The organism is Shewanella sp. SM69, from assembly GCF_025653985.1.
GTDB classification, from domain to species: Bacteria; Pseudomonadota; Gammaproteobacteria; order Enterobacterales; family Shewanellaceae; genus Shewanella; species Shewanella oncorhynchi.
In genome coordinates this window covers 52,016-70,661 of the sequence record NZ_JAKKRV010000010.1, presented here as the reverse complement: position 1 = coordinate 70,661, position 18,646 = coordinate 52,016, and the positions used below count along the sequence as shown (strand labels likewise).

18 protein-coding genes are annotated in these 18,646 nt (G+C 42.5%); 8 read left to right on the top strand and 10 right to left on the bottom strand.

All coding sequences use genetic code 11. From position 1 onward, the window contains the following. Positions 1-4: 4 nt before the first annotated feature. Both L5M37_RS14375 and L5M37_RS14370 read right to left on the bottom strand, forming a co-directional pair. On the bottom strand, positions 5-439 hold the full coding sequence (locus L5M37_RS14375; RefSeq protein WP_105250317.1) for a response regulator: 435 nt from the start codon (positions 437-439) through the stop codon (positions 5-7). Continuing rightward, positions 436-2,589, bottom strand: a complete 2,154-nt coding sequence (locus L5M37_RS14370; protein WP_263200940.1) for a CHASE domain-containing protein — start codon at positions 2,587-2,589, stop codon at positions 436-438. Before L5M37_RS14370 ends, L5M37_RS14375 begins: the two co-directional genes overlap by 4 nt. A gap of 324 nt (positions 2,590-2,913) precedes the next feature. On the opposite strand from L5M37_RS14370, the gene L5M37_RS14365 reads away from it, so the two are divergent. Then, positions 2,914-3,090, top strand: a complete 177-nt coding sequence (locus L5M37_RS14365; RefSeq protein ID WP_006079984.1) for a PA3496 family putative envelope integrity protein — start codon at positions 2,914-2,916, stop codon at positions 3,088-3,090. A gap of 540 nt (positions 3,091-3,630) precedes the next feature. After that, a complete protein-coding gene (locus L5M37_RS14360) occupies positions 3,631-4,986 on the top strand; it encodes a flavohemoglobin expression-modulating QEGLA motif protein (RefSeq protein WP_113939185.1) in 1,356 nt (451 codons plus the stop codon). 194 nt (positions 4,987-5,180) lie between these two features. Here the strand turns inward: L5M37_RS14360 and L5M37_RS14355 are convergent, their stop codons facing one another. The 3 genes from L5M37_RS14355 to L5M37_RS14345 form a co-directional block, all read right to left on the bottom strand. Continuing rightward, positions 5,181-6,620: an MBL fold metallo-hydrolase RNA specificity domain-containing protein gene (locus L5M37_RS14355; protein WP_173247626.1), complete on the bottom strand. Its 1,440-nt coding sequence runs from the start codon at positions 6,618-6,620 to the stop codon at positions 5,181-5,183. Positions 6,621-6,737: 117 nt separating this feature from the next. Next, positions 6,738-7,607, bottom strand: a complete 870-nt coding sequence (locus L5M37_RS14350) for a DUF2927 domain-containing protein (RefSeq protein WP_198571979.1) — start codon at positions 7,605-7,607, stop codon at positions 6,738-6,740. Positions 7,608-7,945: 338 nt separating this feature from the next. Next, positions 7,946-8,182: a thioredoxin family protein gene (locus L5M37_RS14345; RefSeq protein ID WP_028761824.1), complete on the bottom strand. Its 237-nt coding sequence runs from the start codon at positions 8,180-8,182 to the stop codon at positions 7,946-7,948. 567 nt (positions 8,183-8,749) lie between these two features. Here L5M37_RS14345 and L5M37_RS14340 point away from each other — a divergent pair. Beyond that, positions 8,750-10,387, top strand: a complete 1,638-nt coding sequence (locus L5M37_RS14340; protein ID WP_113939189.1) for a lactate permease LctP family transporter — start codon at positions 8,750-8,752, stop codon at positions 10,385-10,387. A 401-nt stretch (positions 10,388-10,788) separates the two neighbouring features. Here the strand turns inward: L5M37_RS14340 and L5M37_RS14330 are convergent, their stop codons facing one another. From L5M37_RS14330 to L5M37_RS14315, 4 genes are all read right to left on the bottom strand, one after another. After that, a complete protein-coding gene (locus tag L5M37_RS14330; RefSeq protein ID WP_263169942.1) occupies positions 10,789-11,115 on the bottom strand; it encodes a putative quinol monooxygenase in 327 nt (108 codons plus the stop codon). Between the two features lie 99 nt (positions 11,116-11,214). Then, entirely contained in the window at positions 11,215-11,670 is a 456-nt protein-coding gene (locus tag L5M37_RS14325; protein ID WP_263163685.1) for a GNAT family N-acetyltransferase, read from the bottom strand. 162 nt (positions 11,671-11,832) lie between these two features. Beyond that, the gene (locus L5M37_RS14320) at positions 11,833-13,461 is read right to left on the bottom strand and encodes a DHA2 family efflux MFS transporter permease subunit (RefSeq protein WP_263200937.1); all 1,629 of its coding nucleotides are present in this window, start codon (positions 13,459-13,461) and stop codon (positions 11,833-11,835) included. Between the two features lies 1 nt (position 13,462). Continuing rightward, positions 13,463-14,521 (bottom strand): HlyD family secretion protein, encoded by a 1,059-nt coding sequence (locus L5M37_RS14315; RefSeq protein ID WP_263200936.1) that lies wholly within the window; start codon positions 14,519-14,521, stop codon positions 13,463-13,465. Positions 14,522-14,615: 94 nt separating this feature from the next. Between L5M37_RS14315 and L5M37_RS14310 the strand changes: the two genes are divergently transcribed. Together L5M37_RS14310 and mscL are read left to right on the top strand one after the other, a co-directional pair. After that, complete coding sequence (locus L5M37_RS14310) at positions 14,616-15,560, top strand: LysR family transcriptional regulator (RefSeq protein ID WP_173496249.1); 945 nt, start codon at positions 14,616-14,618, stop codon at positions 15,558-15,560. A 203-nt stretch (positions 15,561-15,763) separates the two neighbouring features. Further along, on the top strand, positions 15,764-16,174 hold the full coding sequence (gene mscL / locus L5M37_RS14305; protein WP_105250328.1) for a large-conductance mechanosensitive channel protein MscL: 411 nt from the start codon (positions 15,764-15,766) through the stop codon (positions 16,172-16,174). Positions 16,175-16,251: 77 nt separating this feature from the next. On the opposite strand, the gene L5M37_RS14300 is transcribed toward mscL, so the two are convergent. Next, the gene (locus tag L5M37_RS14300) at positions 16,252-16,575 is read right to left on the bottom strand and encodes an antibiotic biosynthesis monooxygenase family protein (protein ID WP_025008611.1); all 324 of its coding nucleotides are present in this window, start codon (positions 16,573-16,575) and stop codon (positions 16,252-16,254) included. A 175-nt stretch (positions 16,576-16,750) separates the two neighbouring features. Between L5M37_RS14300 and L5M37_RS14295 the strand changes: the two genes are divergently transcribed. Genes L5M37_RS14295 through L5M37_RS14285 form a run of 3 tightly spaced genes read left to right on the top strand, consistent with a single transcriptional unit; the run spans position 16,751 to position 18,641 of the window. After that, on the top strand, positions 16,751-17,638 hold the full coding sequence (locus L5M37_RS14295; RefSeq protein WP_263200934.1) for a hypothetical protein: 888 nt from the start codon (positions 16,751-16,753) through the stop codon (positions 17,636-17,638). A 13-nt stretch (positions 17,639-17,651) separates the two neighbouring features. Continuing rightward, the gene (locus L5M37_RS14290; protein WP_263200933.1) at positions 17,652-18,002 is read left to right on the top strand and encodes an STAS-like domain-containing protein; all 351 of its coding nucleotides are present in this window, start codon (positions 17,652-17,654) and stop codon (positions 18,000-18,002) included. Positions 18,003-18,005: 3 nt separating this feature from the next. Then, positions 18,006-18,641, top strand: coding sequence for a hypothetical protein (locus tag L5M37_RS14285; protein WP_263200931.1), 636 nt, complete (start codon positions 18,006-18,008; stop codon positions 18,639-18,641). Positions 18,642-18,646: the final 5 nt, after the last annotated feature.

Sequence of the window (18,646 nt, the reverse complement as noted above, 5' to 3'; positions counted from 1 at the left end):
CACCTTATGCGGATGGGAGCTCCACTATTCGCCAATAACCTTCAAGCATATTAAAAATATTGTTAAAACCGTCTTTCATATCAGTTTTAACCATGTAACCAGCCACATGATGGCTATAGGCTTTCATCCTATCTTCATCGGTACTCGACGTGGTGAGCATAAAAACGACAGACGAAGAAAGAGAAGGATCTGAACGTATTCGCTCAAGGAACTCAAACCCATTCATTCTTGGCATATTAAGATCCAGCAAAATAAGATACGGACCTTTGATCGTGTCTAAACTCGTTAGAATAGTTAATGCTTCGATCCCATCCCGAGCACGCACTAAGGGATTGAGTAACCTCAATTGTCTCATCGCCCGCTGCACGGCCATGTAATCCACGTCATCATCATCAACCAATAAAATGGTGACCTGTTGATAGTGATTTGCTGCGCTCATAGAAGCTCCTTTTTCACTATTTTCTTAGGCCAACTAAAGCAAAAACAACAACCTCGGCCCTGCGATTTGAGCTGAATCTCTCCACCTAAACTTTCAACCGTTTTCCTCACAAGTGATAAGCCTAAACCACTGCCTTCAACTTCATCCCTTGGTTTAAGTGTTTGAAACATCTCGAAGACTTTTTCATGATATGAGCTTGATATCCCCGGACCATCATCTATCACACTGAATCGATACTGCTGATCAACCGCATCACATGAAACCGTAATCACACCTGTACCTAAGTCATGGTGTTTTATGGCGTTACTGATTAAATTTCGTATAACTAATTCCAACAATGGTCTTACGGTATAAAAATTCGGAAATTCACCTTTTAGTACTAATTCAAATCCCTGTGGCGGCGCGACGAGCGCGAACATGTCTTCAACCAGTTGCCGACTTTTCACTTCAGTGGTTTCTGTATCGACACGACCAATCCGAGAAAACATCAATAGTCCATCGAGTAATAACACCATTCGATGAATACGACTTTGGATAAGCCCTAGGTATTTCTGTACATTTTCATTAGTGTTATCGACTAAATCCTCAGATAACCAAGAGGTTAGCTGCTCGATACCACGTAAGGGGGATTTCAAATCATGGGAAGCAATATAGGCAAACCTGTCTAATTCTTGATTAATACGCTCAAGCTCAAGCATATGTTCTGCACGCTGAACTTCAATGCGCTTACGTTCAGAGACATTGTTAATTGTCGCGAGAATAGAAATGCCATTACTAAAATGAATAGGCGTCAACCCCACTTCAATTGCGAGTCGACTGCCATCTTTACAACAGCCAAACAGGTCATCCCGCATCGACATATTTTTCGCAATAGGCTGCACTAAATAGTTACTCATGTGCTGCTGATGAGCATCCCTTAGGGTTTCGGGCAATAACATATTGATGGAACGACCGAGTAACTCGTCTCTGGTATAGCCGAACAAACGTTCAGCATGGGTATTCACTAAAGTAATAAATCCAGATTTATCCACCATAAATAGCGCACTTGGAGAGGCTTCAATTACTAATCTAAAGCGTTTTTCGTTAGCAATTAACTCTGAAGTCAGTAAAGACTCCTTATATCGATTACGCGCCATAATTAACACTGAGTAAAACAATGCCAAAATAAAACCACAACCGATAAATTGGAGCCACATACCTTGGGTCTGTTCCGCTCTCGAGATAAAACGCGATTGTGATGAAATGTCTAAGCGCCACAACTGCCCTCCAACTAAGTCAGTCTGTGAGTGATAAAACACATCCTGCTCATTCGGGGCCACTTTGCTGCTGGTAAACATTAAACTGTCAGCGCTTGCCTGCGGACTTTCATAAATGGCAAGTTTCAAGCCTGAGAATCGCTCCCCCATAATCCCTTGCATGAGGTCATCCATCCTAAACGCTGCATACACAAGTCCAAACACGTGCTGTTTACGCTCAGCCTCTGTTGTTGTGGTGCCTTGATAAAGCGGTAAATACATTAAAAAGCCCGCTTTAGCATCATCAGAAGTATCTTGAACTAATACGACTTTGCCAGAAACTGTCGGCAGTCCAGTGGTAATAGCGCGAGTGATGGCTTTATATCGATTAGACTCGGAGCACATGTCATAACCCAAGGCTCTTTGATTACGCCAATCAAAGGGTTCTAAGTACACAATCACGCAATACTGATCACGCGTTCCTTCTGGGTAAACTTTATAGTCTTTAAAACCTTCAGCTTGAACTTGTTGGATGTGTGCACTTAATGCTTCAGGTTGAAGTAACTGAGCATAGCCAAAACCTTGAAAACCTGGGTAATACTCAGATAAATGAGCATTGATGACATAAGTTTGCCATTCCTGACGTGTCACATTACTCGACGATAATAATAAGCCAACGCCACCACGTAAGACTTGCTCATAGGCAAGCATTCTGCGATTCACGGCTTCTGTTAATTCTTGAACGCTATTTTCGAAACGCTCTTCACCTCTATCCCTAAGATATTGCTCAAGCACATACCAAGAGATCCCCATGAAAAGTAAGGCAGCCACTATCGTCAGCCAGCTAGAGCTCAGCACGCTAAAGTAGATATTATTAGATGGGGGGAGTGATTTAGAAAACTGATCCTTGTCCATGTAAGCCAATTCCCTAGCAAACGATTAACAACAAACACTGGTACAAGTGTTGTTGTAATTATGACTAAATTCAAGTTTATCCTACTATTTAACTCGGAATTAACGCGAATATATCTATGACGATACCGTGCTCTTAATCACAAAATAAGCAAAAACTAAATTAATCAAATATTCAATTGCAGTCTAGTGCCTACGCCAAACAGCGGTAAGCTGAATCATCCGACTCACGGGAAGAAATTTTCACCCTAACTCACAAAATTATTTGCTTTTCTACCATACTCTTTTTAGTTAGAAAGTCGTTAGGAACAACAAGAGGAATTCGTTATGGCTCATATTACTGAAGTCGTGCCCAACGATACTGAACTTGAGGCAATGACCACACCAAGAAACAGCAAAGCTGCCGAGGCAATGCAGCATAGACGCGAAGTCAAAAAGCGTTTAGAAGACTACCTCGAGCGGGCGGAGTTAAAACGTGCATTAGGAGATGACGATTTTTTCTAGCCAATTCTATCTCGCTATCTAGTGGTCAAAATGATGGGATGATGATCTCAGTCGGTGATCATTTGTTTCGAACTCACTGAGTTTTGGCCCACTAAAATCGAATATCTCACCCAGCCAACAGTGCTGGGTGTGATTCTGCTCTAGCTCACTAACCTCCAGATTTAATATCGCGTCATCACTGTCATTTTTACCACTCTTGTCAGCTTGAGTTTTGATTAACAAGCATTCAGCCTTAGCACACCAAATAACTCATCGCTGTCATGTTTTGCTCCAATCAATCTATTTCTATATCAAGAACAAAGCAGCTTTAATGTCATATCAATAAAATATTATTAAACAGATGGTTACTTATTTATGTCCCATAGACATAGCGCTAGAATTATAACAAGTGCACCAAAATGATTCACAAAATCGATAACAGCTAATTTATTTAATCGGTATATTTTCTCAGCTAGCCTGCGAATCAATATGAATAAATGAGGTTTAAGGCTATGATTAGCCACATCTCTCTCGCTGAAATTACCTGCAGGATATACGGGAATGTCTGAGTCGTTAGCCCAATATCAACAAGATCTACGCCGTTTTTCCGATGAATTAATTCGCATTCAAACGCCAATAAAAATCTTAGATGCCATTAAATGGCCGCGGGAAATGGAGGAGCGTTTTCTCTCCAATAAGGGCACAGTACTGCCGGCTATCAAGCAAGAGTTCTATCAAAACATTGCTTTACCTTTTGATCCTGCTAAAACCCAAGCAGAGCTAGCCTCCCTAAAGCAGGACATCCATAGACGTTTGGGTAAACGAGACAAACTCGGCAAAATATTAGTGGCAAACGTCGATCAGTATCGCCTTGTCATCGATATGTTGGGGAACAGAGGTACGCCAACCTTTGGTAAGCTCAGCCAAGAATTGTACGGCAGTGCTAGCCATAAACTGCATGGCGATCGCCATACCTTGCGCCAGTTAGGCGATAAACTCAGCTACATTTTCTCGCTGCCCGCGGCGAGGCACATGAATAAACATCACCCTAAAATTATTAGCGCGCCAGAAGCGGTTAACGTGCTCAGCCAACGTTTAGAAAAGTACTTCCATAGCGATGATATGCGTGTACGCCTTAGTGACGGTATCGTCTCTGACGCTGCAGTCGGTGGCGATACCGTTAAGCTTAATAGCAAAGCAATGTTCAGCGAATCGGATCTTAATGTATATGAAGTTCACGAAGGTTGGGTGCATGTCGGCACGACGCTAAACGGCCGAGCTCAACCCCACGCCACTTGGCTCAGTGTCGGTTCTCCGCGCGTAGCAGCAACCCAAGAAGGTCTAGCCGTTTTACTGGAAATGCTGACGCTAAGCTCAAATCCAGGACGGGCTCGGCGAATTAGTGACCGTGTTGCCGCGGTCGATATGGCTGAAAATGGTGCTGACTTTATAGAGGTATTCAATTATTTCAGAGGATTGAATCTAAGTGCGACAGACAGTTACCGTGTCACTCAAAGGGTTTTCCGTGGGGGCATGGTGGAAGGCGGCAGTTTCTTCACTAAGGATATTTCCTATGTGCGTGGTTATGTGGAAAACATTAACTTTATCCGCAGCGCCATCACCTCAGGCCTTCCTGAACTCATCCCTATGCTATTCCTCGGTAAATTGGCGATCGAAGATATCCCCGTGTTATACCAAGCTTGCCAAGAGGGCATTCTGACTACGCCTAAATATCTACCGCCTATGTTTGATAACTTTAGTGGCCTTTATGCTTGGTTTGGTTTTGCATCAGGTTTAGCAGGAATCGATTTGAAAGGTGTACAGCGCCATTTCACTCGCTTATTTAAAGACGTACCGAATGTCGTCCCGACCTTTGAGTTACTCGATGATACTGAATTTGACAACAACTCTGACTAATACAGTAACCTGCTTGATTTAAAATAAAAAAGCTCACAACTATGTGAGCTTTTTTATAAAACTAAACGCTAATCTTCGATAGAAAAACCTTCACCATTACATTCAAAATACAACTCATCGCGAGCTCGCTTTGCCACACGTGTAGAAGATAATGGCATTTCCACCCAACTTTTGAACTTGCACTTTCAAATCTTTTAAGGCTTCCACACTAACTGCGGCAGCGCATTTAAATCCAATCGGTCACCCTGGGTCGCAATTGCTATAGCCTTTGGTTTAGTCTGAGGATCTTGGTTAATCACATCGACTAATCCATGCTGCGCCTCGGGTTCTCCATGGACTAAAATTAACGGCGGCTGGCCTTCAAAATGGTGATACCAACGTAATAACTCTGCTTGATCCGCATGGGCTGAAAGTCCACCCACTGTGTGTAACTTAGCCGCGACTTTAATGCTGTTACCATGAATAGACAGTTCTTCAGCGCCATCGACGAGGGCGCGCCCTGGTGTTCCAAGCGCTTGATAACCACAAATAATCACATCACATTCTGGACGCCATAGATTATGCTCTAAGTGGCTACGAATACGACCACCGTTACACATGCCACTCCCCGCAATAATGATCAATCCCTTATGCACGTCGTTCAGCGCTATCGACTCTTCGGTCGTTTGGATAAATTCGACATTTGACAACAGCGGATGCTGCCCAGGATGTTGGCGGGTAAAGCGTTTAAAGTCCTCATCCATCAGCGGATAATTATTAACGTAAACGCGGGTCGCCTCAATTGCCATCGGACTGTCTAGGCAGATTTTCCAACGGCCGAGATCCCATTCTTTAGCATATAAATGAAATAGATATAATAACTCCTGTGCTCGTCCAACCGAAAAAGCGGGCAGCAATATATTGCCTTGGCTCTCGTTGACTGTCTTAGCAAAAATGGCTTTCAATTCGGCTAAGGTATCCGTCCAACTGCGGTGAAAACGATTGCCATAGGTGCTTTCCATTAAGACTAAATCTGCCGAATCCACTAAGGTAGGATTACGTAAAATCGGCATACCTGCACGGCCAAGATCGCCACTGAAGACTATTTTCTTCTGGGATTTGCCCTCACCTAACCACAACTCGACTAAGGCGGAACCTAAAATATGCCCTGCATCTGAGAGGCAAATATCCACATGGGGAATAACGCGAGTCACTTGACCATATTCCAATGGTACAAATTGGGTTATCGCGAGTTCAGCATCTTCAACGGTGAATAGCGGTTCTAGGGGTTCAAGATCATGTTTAGCACGCTTTTTATTGACTCTTTCGGTATCGCGGGTCTGCAGCATAGCCGCATCTTTGAGCATGATGGCGCACAGCTCTGCCGTGGCTTTATGGGTGTAGATAGGCCCATCAAAACCCGCTTTGACTAAAAGTGGTAAACGCCCAGAGTGATCGATATGGGCATGGCTAAGCACGACAGCAGAAATAGACTCAGGATCAAATGCGAAGGGATCATGATTACGCAACTCATCAGATTTACCGCCTTGGATCAAACCACAGTCGAGCAATAAGTGTTCATGATCAACCGAGAGCAAATGACACGAACCCGTCACTTCCTCTGTCGCCCCTAAAAACTGCAATGTCATTCGCATGGTGTCCCTCCAAGGTGTTTATCTCATATAAAGATAGACTATGCCCTTATTCCTAAAACAAAAAGGATTAATTAGTCACGTGCGAGCAATGTCAACTTTAGCTGTAATGCTTAGTCATCAATAACCTAACAATGGGTACAACTGACCTTGACGTACCGTTTTGCCAGCGTTAGCAATAGTGCCATCGCGCAGCCATTGTTCGAGCAAGATCTGCAAAGGCTGCTTGACCTCTGCGGCCGTCATTCCAGCGCTAATACTTGGGCTATAGAGTAATTTAAGCAAAATGAAATCGAGTCCGGTAAGTAAGTCCTGCGGGGTTTTGTCGTTAAAGATGGAGGGAAATACTTTCTCTGAATCATTGGGTAAACCAAGCACTTGAGTAATCTCTTCCACTACGCAAGCCACTAACTTACCGTGCATTTTGGCTTGATCTACAGGAATAATAATCCAAGCACGTTCAATCTCTTGCCGTGAATTGAGAGCAAACTTTGCCATACACACAGAGCCATGGACATTTTTCGCCGAGCTCGGTCCCATTAAGCGCATCACCTCACCTGCCCATAGGGATTGACGGGTAAACACTAAGTGCAGATTCGCCTCAGAGAGCGTATCCACCCGTTGAATATCGAGGCCGGTGATCTGGCCTAAGTGTGTTAAGTGCATCAACACTAATTGAGTGTGCAGCGCCTTATCACCCACTTGATGCTCAATAAACACTCGTACCGGTATGCGCCACTTACGCACGCTATGTTTAGCAAGGTCATACTCATTTTTTAGGGCGACTTCACTAAATGCTTGGGTGATATAAGCGGAGTTTTTCCAATCCGTAGTGGGCGTTAATACTTGGGTTAATCCGGGAGATGTTTGAGCAGCAAATAAAGGTAAAGCTAATAAACTTAGCGTTAGAAAAAGCCCTAAACGAAACAGACGTGCAGTAAAAAATAACCAACTGTAGAAACGTGTTAATACCCTAAGCCACTTTTGCATTGGCACTCATCCCGCAACTTGACGAGGTTACTGAATCAAAATCATAGCAGTGATACTGATAAAAGAAGTCGAAATCTGCAAACAACCTGATACAACATAGACTCAATAAACTCGCCCAGATAATGCAATGCCGACTAAACCGTTGCCAATAAAACCCCATAATAAAATTACTACACAAAGCATCAATACATTGTTTTTAAAAACATTATATTTAATATCATTAATCGTATACTGATGATATTACACCACCATTGCCAAGGATTCAGGATGACAATGGTGTGCATTTTTAGCTTAAGCGCTTTCTAACGAGCATAATCCGTGCAACTATTCAGCGAGCTCTAGTCCCTTAACCACCCCTCAACTTCATCGCGCGTCGGTACTGAGCCGCTATGTATGAGCTCACCATCGATCACTACCGCTGGGGTTTTCATCACTTTAAATTTCAATAGGCTTTGAGGATCTGTGTCCTTTTTTACAATAACATCCACACCCATTTCTTCTGATATGTCCGCAATCATCTCAGCGGTTTTGCTACATTTAGCGCAACCACTGCCTAAGACTTTGACTTGTTTCATGTTACTTCCTTAACGAACTGTGCTGCAAAATTAAAAATTTCAACCTACTGTCATACTCGCAGCCACATATAGCAAGGTAAATTTCCAGCCAAGCAAACTCATAGACAAGAGTATGGCAACATCTATAGCTCAATTCAGGCCACAATAATATAACTGCATTATTAGTTGCATTGCATTGATTGCTATTAATTTCTATATATAAATATAAACAAATATTTATAAACCATCTGTTATAAACACTACCAAAAAACTAAAAAAGTACAGCCTAGTTTTTCATAAAATCACAATACTTTAGTTAATTTCACAACTCACAAAAAATAATCTTGATAACACAACAAATATTAATACAACCTAAATTAGATGTTTGGTGAATATAGCTAAAACAATCAATATTTTACTTGATTATTATTTAGGTATTTCCCCGTCATCATTTATCCACACATCTCGTGACGCATATCACTTATTACAACATTTAAGATTGATCCTACATCACTAAACACTAGTATCTGCTATGTTGCGGCTGCGACACGATTTATCAACATATTATAACAATACGGAAACCTCCCTATGACCTGGACCCAAACATACACGCCACTCGGTAGCTTGTGGCTAACCGCAATGGTTGCTTTACTGCCTATTGTGTTTTTCTTCCTAGCCTTAACTGTGTTAAAACTTAAAGGCTATATCGCTGGGGCATTAACCTTATTAATTGCCTTAGCAGTCGCGATACTCGCCTACAAAATGCCTATTAGTATCGCGCTTGCTTCTGCTATATATGGTTTTAGTTATGGGCTATGGCCAATTGCTTGGATTATTATTACCGCAGTATTTTTATATAAAATCACCGTTAAAACAGGTCAATTTGAGGTTATTCGCTCGTCAGTCATCTCAGTCACGGAAGATCAACGATTACAAATGCTATTGGTTGGCTTTTCATTTGGAGCCTTCCTCGAAGGTGCTGCTGGTTTTGGTGCACCTGTTGCTATTACAGCTGCGTTACTTGTCGGGCTTGGATTCAATCCATTGTATGCAGCAGGACTTTGTTTAATCGCAAACACGGCACCCGTCGCCTTTGGAGCTATGGGTATCCCAATTATCGTAGCAGGTCAGGTTTCATCACTAGACCCATTCCATATTGGACAACTCGCTGGCCGTCAGTTGCCAATTTTATCGATTATTGTCCCCTTCTGGCTCATCGCAATGATGGATGGCATCAGGGGAATACGTCAAACTTGGCCCGCAACATTAGTAGCAGGCGTTTCATTTGCGATTACCCAATTTTTAACCTCAAACTTTATCGGCCCCGAATTACCCGATATTACTTCAGCGTTAGTCAGTCTAATTTGTTTAACGTTATTTTTAAAAGTCTGGCAACCAAAAGAAATATTCACTTTCTCAGGAATGAAACAAAGAGTTACTACCCCTAAATCTACTTTTTCTAATAGCCAGATATTTAAAGCATGGTCTCCCTTTATTATTCTCACAGCGATTGTAACCCTGTGGAGTCTTAAAGATGTACAACTGGCATTAAGTTTTGCCACTATCAGTATTGAAGTACCTTACTTACATAATCTCGTTATCAAAAGTGCACCTATTGTTGCTAAGGAAACCCCTTATGCAGCAATATATAAACTTAATTTATTAGGCGCTGTTGGAACAGCCATTTTAATCGCAGCAATGATCTCAATTGTGGTCCTTAAAATGTCAGTAAGTAATGCACTGACATCCTTTAAAGACACTTTAATTGAATTAAAATTCCCGATATTGTCGATTGGATTAGTATTAGCATTTGCCTTTGTCGCAAACTATTCAGGTCTATCTTCAACCTTAGCACTCGTGCTCGCTGGCACTGGCGTAGCATTCCCCTTCTTCTCACCATTCTTAGGTTGGTTAGGTGTGTTTTTAACAGGTTCAGACACCTCATCAAATGCCCTATTTGGCGCGCTGCAAGCCAATACAGCAAACCAAATAGGTGTAACACCTGAGTTATTAGTCGCCGCAAACACTACGGGAGGAGTAACGGGCAAAATGATTTCGCCACAATCTATTGCCGTTGCTTGCGCTGCAACGGGATTGGCGGGTAAAGAATCAGATCTTTTCCGCTTTACGCTAAAGCACAGTCTATTTTTCTGTACTTTCATTGGCGTGATCACAGTACTCCAAGCATACGTAGTCCCTTGGACATTAGTGTTTTTCACTAAATAAAGCGATATCTAAGATATATTAAAAGCCGAGTGATAAACCACTCGGCTTTTTAGATTGGAATGGATATAAAACTCACTCTGCGATGAAATTCGAATGGGTTCAATTAAGCAAAGTAGCAAGGCAGCTTTATTAATCCCAGTGAAGTCATACAATCAAAGTCTAGGTTGTCATTCTTGTCGTAGATAACTACTCGGTACATTGATGACAAATGCAACTTAAGCCAGCAACTTTGCCTTATCCTTACCTAATACGCCTTTTAGCACTAAAGAGTTAAAGTGCAATGGTTCCAGCTGCGGCCATTAGTCACTTGCAGTATCAATGAGATCCATTCGGATAGAGATCTAAATACTGGCTCGATAGCATTAATCAACACTGCAAGCTCCTAATCGTTTATCTCATGGCTAAACAATCACTTGATGATAGGTTTCCACATGGTATGACTCGACTAATTCGGGCATCACTTGGTGGAAATAGTGTTGAATTGCATCTTTAGCGCAGTGCTCATCAAAGGCGGCAATATCGACAAACTTTTCTACAAACGTCACGCGGCGTGGTTCATCACGGCACACATTGAGTTCGTAACGAATACAACCCGCTTCGCGGCGCGTATCAGGAATAAGGCTCGCGAGCGCAGCTATTAGTGCTTCGGTTTTGCCCTCTTTAGCCAGAAAACTCGCCACGCAGGCAATTTGCTGTTGATTGATTCTATAGTCCGTTGAAGTCGACATCTCAGTTCCTTATTGGCTTAATGTTGAATGTTTATATGCCAAGCTTTTGTTGATCGCTTATGTTGATAATTGATGTAGATAACTCATATTGATAGCCGCTTATGCTGATTGATAGCGCATATCCAAATGGGGAATACCATCTTCTAAGTACATCTCAGAGCAGGCGACAAAGCCGAGTTTTTGATAGAAAGCTTTGAGGTAATCTTGGGCGCCAATTTGGATCCCCGCATCGGGCCAAGTCGTCAGTGCTGATTCAATGGCGTGCTGCATTAAAGGCATGGCTAGCCCTTTGCCTCGACCCGCTGGCGATACCACCACACGGCCGATACTCGCCTCTAGATAACTCAACCCCGGCGGCAAAATACGCGCGTAGGCAAGCAGTTCCCCGTCTGGCGATAAACCGATCAAATGCTGGGTTTCTGGATGCCTATCCTTATCGTCAAGCTCTGGATACGCACAGGCCTGCTCTACCACAAACACATCGACTCTTAGCTTCAATATGTCATATAGCCTATTGGCATTTAATTGATTAAATGTAAGATTTTGCCACTGCAAACGATATCCCTCTGCAAATCATCGAAAAAGAACTTTGAGTCTACCACAGCATAAAGACCATAAAAAAGCGCCTTAATCCGCGAGGACTAAGGCGCAAAGCTGTTGCGCAAACCAATAGATCTGGGGAAATCTATGGCGACAACAGGATAACGAAAAACGTTATTACTCGACCATGGCATCGTGGGCCACAGGCCCTGTCGGTTTACGGATCAGCAGCACAGCGAATACGGCGATGAGTAGCAGAGCGCCCATGATGTAAAACACATCGTTATAGGCCTGAATATAAGCTTGCTGACTCATGGTTTTGCCAAGTAAAACTTTCGCCTGCGCGGCCGCGGTATAGGGATCTGAACCTCCTGCCTGCAACAGACTTGTGCTTTGGGTTAAATAATCCTGTGCTTGCGTGCTCACTGCGGGTAAAGATTCCTTAATATGAGCCAAATGCCCGCGCGACAAAGTATCAGTCAGGGTCGCCACCAGCGCGATACCAAAAGCACCACCTAAATTACGCATCACGTTTAATACCGTCGATGCCGAGGCATTTTCATGAGGTTTTAAATGCATGGTCGCAAGCATTCCAATTGGCACCAGAATAAAAGGCTGACCTAATGCCCGCACCACTTGCGAGGCGATCATCTGCGGTCCGGCATAATCTGCGGTCATCTGGCTATTCATGTAATAGCTAATGGCGAACATTAAAAAGCCAAAAGCAGCGAGATAACGACTATCGAAGCGCTCCATCAATTTCGGCACTAAGGGCAAGACCAATAGCTGCGGAAATCCCATCCACATAATCACGCCACCAATCTCTAACGGTGTGTAATCATGGACTTGTGATAGATAAAGTGGGATCAAATAAATAGCGCCGAATAATGCCATGCCCAGTAAAAAGTACGCCACAGTAGAGAGCACAAAATCACGCTTACCGAGCAGGCGCAAATTCACTAACGGCTCTTTACGCCTTAGCTGGATCCAAACAAACAACACCAGATTCACGACGGCAATAATGGCCAGATTACGAATGAGTTCTGAACCAAACCAGTCCTTGCGGTTACCTTCTTCGAGCACCACTTCAAGGCAACCCATCCCCAGCGCCATAGTGACTATGCCCGCCAGATCGACATTCTTCAGCTTATCCCAAACGACCGACTGCTTCTCTAAACCGTAGGCCAACATGGCCATCACCAACAAACCCGGTGGCACATTGATATAAAACAGATAATGCCAGCTAAATTGCTCGGTCAACCAACCGCCTAAGGTCGGGCCGATTGAAGGCGCAAAAGTCGCCGTCACGCCAAATAACGCCATGCCGACGGCACGTTTGTTATCGGGTAAAAACTCAAGAATAAGCCTAAAGGCTAACGGAATAAGCGCACCACCAAAAAAGCCCTGTAGCGCCCGAAAGGCGATCATGGCCTCTAAGTTCCACGCGATTGAACAAAGCACAGAAGCAAAGATAAAAGCAGCCGTGGTCCATAACAGATAACGCCTGACCGACAATCCTGTGCTGAGCCAGCCAGAGAGCGGGATCGCGATCATCTCAGCAACCAGATACGCAGTTGAAATCCAACTGCCTTCTTCGAGCGTTGCCCCAAGACTGCCTTGAATCTCCTTCATCGATGCGTTGGTGATTTGAATATCGAGGATCGCCATAAAGGCGCCGATCAAACCACCAAATACCGCAATCCATGAACGGCGACTGCCACGCTCATAATCGGTAGGCTTTCTAGGTACACTGATGCCCTGCGCCTCCATATCGGCAGACGCAGTGATAGAGTCGGTTGCGCTCATACTAACGACCTGTATTTGCAGCGATTGCCGATATTGTAGGACCCGACGCCGTATCCACTTTCACAACCGCACTTAAGCCCGGTAGCATGTGTGCTTCTTCCTCAGACAAATCTAAACGAATACGCACGGGAATACGTTGGACGATTTTTGTAAAGTTACCTGTAGCATTTTCCGCAGGTAGTAAACTGAATTTGGCTCCGGACGCCGGTGACAGACTATCGATAACACCTATAAAGGTTTTGTCGGGAAACGCATCGAGACTGACCTGCACCGACTGTCCTGGTTGCATATGTTGGATCTGGGTCTCTTTAAAGTTCGCCGTGATCCACACTGCCCCATCCGGAACCAAACTGTAGAGTGCTTGGCCGGGTTGCACATACTGCCCCACCATAGCACCACGTTTACCAATCACCCCAGAAAAAGGTGCGGTCACACGGGTATCATTTAATTGAATTTTCGCCAATTCTAAGGTCGCATCGGCCTGCTCTACTACTGAACCTGCCTGATCTAATTGGGCATTAAAAACCGCTAACTCGCGTTGCTTTGCCACTAACACGGCTTTGGCTTCATCGAGACGGGCGGCGGCAGAATCGAATCCGGCTTGCAGTTGATCGACATCATCTTGGGAGCTGTAATTACTGACTTTAAGCTTTTTCGAGCGACTCAATTGTTGCTGTGCACGTATTTTATCGGACTCCGCTGCCACCACACCGGCACTGGCTTGGGTGATTAACGCCCGTTGTAACTCCACCTTAGCGGCTAAGGTTTGCAAATCCGCCTTCGAACTTGCCAATGAGGCTTCAGCTTGGCTCACTTTGGCGCTAAATTGGTTATCTTCCAGCTGAGCTAATAGCTCACCCTTTTGTACATGCTGGTTATCAGTCACATCGCTTAACACGACGTAGCCCGGCACTTTAACGCTGATATGGGAAATATCGGCCTCAACATAAGCGTTATCAGTGGTTTCGATAAAACGTACCTGTGTCCACCAGTAATAACCGCCTCCCGCAACCGCAGCGAGTAACAGTGGAACGGCGATAATGAGTTTACTTTTGGACATGAATGACTCCTTGATTAGTGATATCTAGTGTACTACTGTCTCACTAAGTTTATTAGTCAGTAAAAAATCAACCCACTGTTTCACAGGTGTAACAATGATGGATCTCAATCGCGTGCAAATTTTCGCTCAAGTGGTCGAGCAAGGTAGCTTTACTGGCGCAGCTAAAGCCCTTGGGCTCACTAAGGCAACCGTCAGTCGCAAGATAGCCGAGCTCGAAGCCGATACCGGCACACAACTGCTTTTTCGCACCACCAGAGCCCTAAAACTCACCGAAGCAGGATCAAGTTATTACAATAGGATCAATAAGATCCTCACCGATCTGCAGAGCGCAGAAAATCAGCTCAGCGCCCAACAGCAATTGATTAAAGGCAATCTAAAAATTGTCTGCCCAATTGAATTAGGCCAATTGTTTTTAGGGCCAATTTTCGCGCAGTTTTTAACGCTTTATCCCGAAATCACCATAGAGGCTGAACTCACCAATCGAAAGGTTGATGTGATAGAAGAAGGCATAGATCTGTTATTTCAAATTGCCGATTCTGGCGACACTCGCTTACAAAGCTATGCCTTAGTCAACGCCCATAAATCGCTCATGGCAAGCCCAGCTTATTTAGCTGCCCATGGAACACCCAAGGTGCCACAGGACTTAGCCAAACATAAAGCGATTCGCTTGCAGTCGGCGCATATCGAAGGTGCGTGGAAATTATTCGATGGTAAAACTTGGATTGTCGCCGAGCCCAAGACTCAACTGACGGTAAACAATGTCACCCTCGCTCGCGAGGCCGCCATTGCGGGGCTTGGGATCACAGCGGTGCCGTCCATCATAGCCCAAGTCGCATTAGAAAAAGGCGATTTAATCCCGCTACTAGATGACTATCCAATGGTGCAAACTAAGGTAGTGCTTAGCTATCCACAGCGGGCGTATCTACCGCGAAAATACCGCGTCTTTATCGAATTCATCTATAGCTCCCTATTTAAACGTTGGGGATCGCAAGTCTTAGAAGTCCCTGATTTTATCGGCCATGCCGATCTAGATGAATAAATCGAATACCCCAAACAGTAACAATTGTTACTTTGTAAAGTGTAAATCATTGCCTTGAGGATAAATCCTCTATGTCAGAATTGCCTTAATCCATAAGCCCCTATAAGCTTGGCAGGGTAACAGGCAGCAAAAGACCTTAGGTTTTCCTGATACAGTTTGCATAATAAAATTTAACATTTAATCTCAATTTTGGAGGAAACCTAATGAGCTTAATTAAAGAGTTCAAGGCTTTTGCGTCCCGTGGCAATGTGATCGACATGGCCGTTGGTATTATTATAGGTGCCGCATTCGGCAAAATCGTCTCGTCCTTCGTGGCTGATGTCATCATGCCACCGATAGGTATCATCCTAGGTGGTGTGAATTTTAGTGATTTGAGCATAGTGCTACAGGCAGCTCAAGGCGATGCGCCTTCTGTGGTCATTGCCTATGGCAAATTCATTCAAACTATTATCGACTTTACGATTATCGCCTTCGCCATTTTTATGGGTTTAAAAGCCATTAACACCCTAAAACGCAAGGAAGAAGATGCGCCTAAAGCGCCACCAGCACCGACCAAAGAAGAAGAATTGCTGTCTGAAATCCGCGATCTATTGAAAGCTCAACAAGAAAAATAATCTCAAACTTAAGTGTCACGCATAAAAAACCCATCTCTAGAGATGGGTTTTGTTTTTTACATCAGCGAGATAAGTGATTACTCAGCTTCAACATGCACAGTTTCACTGTAATCTTGCACTACTTCTGCCACCCGAATGCGATAAGAGTTAAACAAACAGGGCACGATACCCGTTTGCTCAGCAATGCTGTGGGCCATCTGATTGCGCCATTGGGTGATAGAAGCTTGATCCTCCCAGAACGACAGGCTCAGTACTTTGCCATCGTCGGTTAAGCTCTGAAAACGTTCGATCGAAATCAATCCCTTGCGGCCTTCTAAATATTGGCGCATTTCAGCCGCCACGTGCAGATACTCTTCCTTCCCTTCCTTTGTCGGGATGACTTCAAAAATTACCGCAATCATAATGTTCTCCAGAAATGAATGTCCTTAATGTCGACTTTAAGATTAGCCTACACTACAAAATATAGAAATATAAAAATAACAGATTTACTCATGAATAAACTGAAGCATAAAACAAGCATTTACTTTATTTTTTTGAAAACGTACAATAATATTAAATTTACTATATAAAAAAATAATGAATAAGTATGTCATCCCTGCGCCAACTCACCTCTGTCTATACGATAGTGCCCACGTCAATCATACAATATTTTTCTTCAACAATATCAGTAACATAACAAACAAAAAAGATACAATTAAGGTGTGCATTGACTTCAGTCAATTAATAAAATTAACAGCGGCGGCTGCTAACTATATGTTCTCATTTTTCACATACTTTCAAATTGAAAAAAATAACAACATCCTAAAGTTTAATTTGCCAAAAAACCCTGAGATGAAAAGACTTTTCATTAACGCTGGTTTTGCAAGAGCCATCCGAGCTGGAGGAATAAAAAAAATAGAGAACTTATGGGATGATTCTAGTTTTATTTGCGGAAACAATCAGGATGTATCGAAGCTTCTAACTGTAATTAAACAACGAAGCAATATGTCTAACCTACCTAAAAAATTAACTGCAGCGATAAGAGAGACACTGTTAAATATCAATCATCATGCTTACAATAAAGATATGAGTAATGAAACTATCACATGGTGGTGTTATTTTCATTTAGGTGATGATGAATCAGGTAAATATTTATCCGCAGTGATTTTTGATAGAGGAGAAGGTATTCCCTCAAGAATTAGGCGTGCATTTCCTTATCAAAGAAATAACTTTGATGATGAGTGCATAAGCTATGCAATGATAGAGTCAGTCACATCAACAAAAGAGCTTGGGAGAGGAAAAGGTTCTGTCGACATGAAAAACCCAATAAAATTCAATAATATATCAACAAAAGATCAACTTTTTGTTATAAGCTTGAAAGGTAAGTATAGCTATGAGTTTATTGATGGAAATGATAAAGTTGACACAGGTATGCTAGATTACGCATTGAATGGTACGATGATCGAGTGGATTCTCTACTATTGAGAAGGATGCTTTTATGAATGATGATATGATTTATTTAAAAGTTTCAGACTATTCACTAGAGCCTTTCGGCCGCTACGTTAGTGATGGTGATGGTAACGGTGAAACATTCCGTAAAAACTATATCATTCCAGCAATAAGATCTGGAAAAAAAATATCAATATTGCTAGATGGTGTAAATGATGAGTATGGTTCATCATTTTTAGTTGAAGCTTTTGCCAATTTAATTAGAAAAGAAAATATAGACTACTCAGAGATAAAAAATAAAATATTTTTTATCTCTAAAAACTCTGGGTTGCTAGACGAAATAGATTATTATCTATTAGAAGCTAATAGAGAGAAACATGAAAAAATGTTGAGGTCTTGATTAATGAAGGATTTCTTAGCATCTTATGGAACTTTATTTACTATTTTCTCATCATGGTTACTAGTTTTTATTGGTTGGATTGTAGTTTTTAATGGCACTAAATATATCGCCTCGAGAAATGAGGCAAGAAGTATATTGGCAGAATTATCGAAAATAATTGAAGAACGTCTTAAAGTAACTATAGAGTATTGGCTATCTGTTGATGAAACTGATAAAAACAAAGAAGAAATTTTCTATAAAATAAACATTTTAGCTATCGATAGAATTAAATCATACAATGAAATTTTAATGGATTACGGGCTAGAAATTCTAAATAATACTGAAATTATTAATATGAAAAAAGTTCTGACTCTTTCGCCTGATATCGAAACATTGAATGATGACGAACTATATGAGTCATTCAGAAGAGATAAAGTAATAGATTCACACAGAGCATGTAATGAACTATTGAAAAAAATCCATACTGTCTTTGCGAAAAGTCATACGCCAATAAAGCGCCCTTTACTTGATGCTGCCAGATTTAAAGTACATTTACTTGATAGTAAAACAAAGGGTTACTTATCAAACATTGGGGGAGCGCTGTTTGGGTTAACTATTGTAACAGTATATTTTTTCATAGGAAGAATATTTCTTAATTAAGTGCA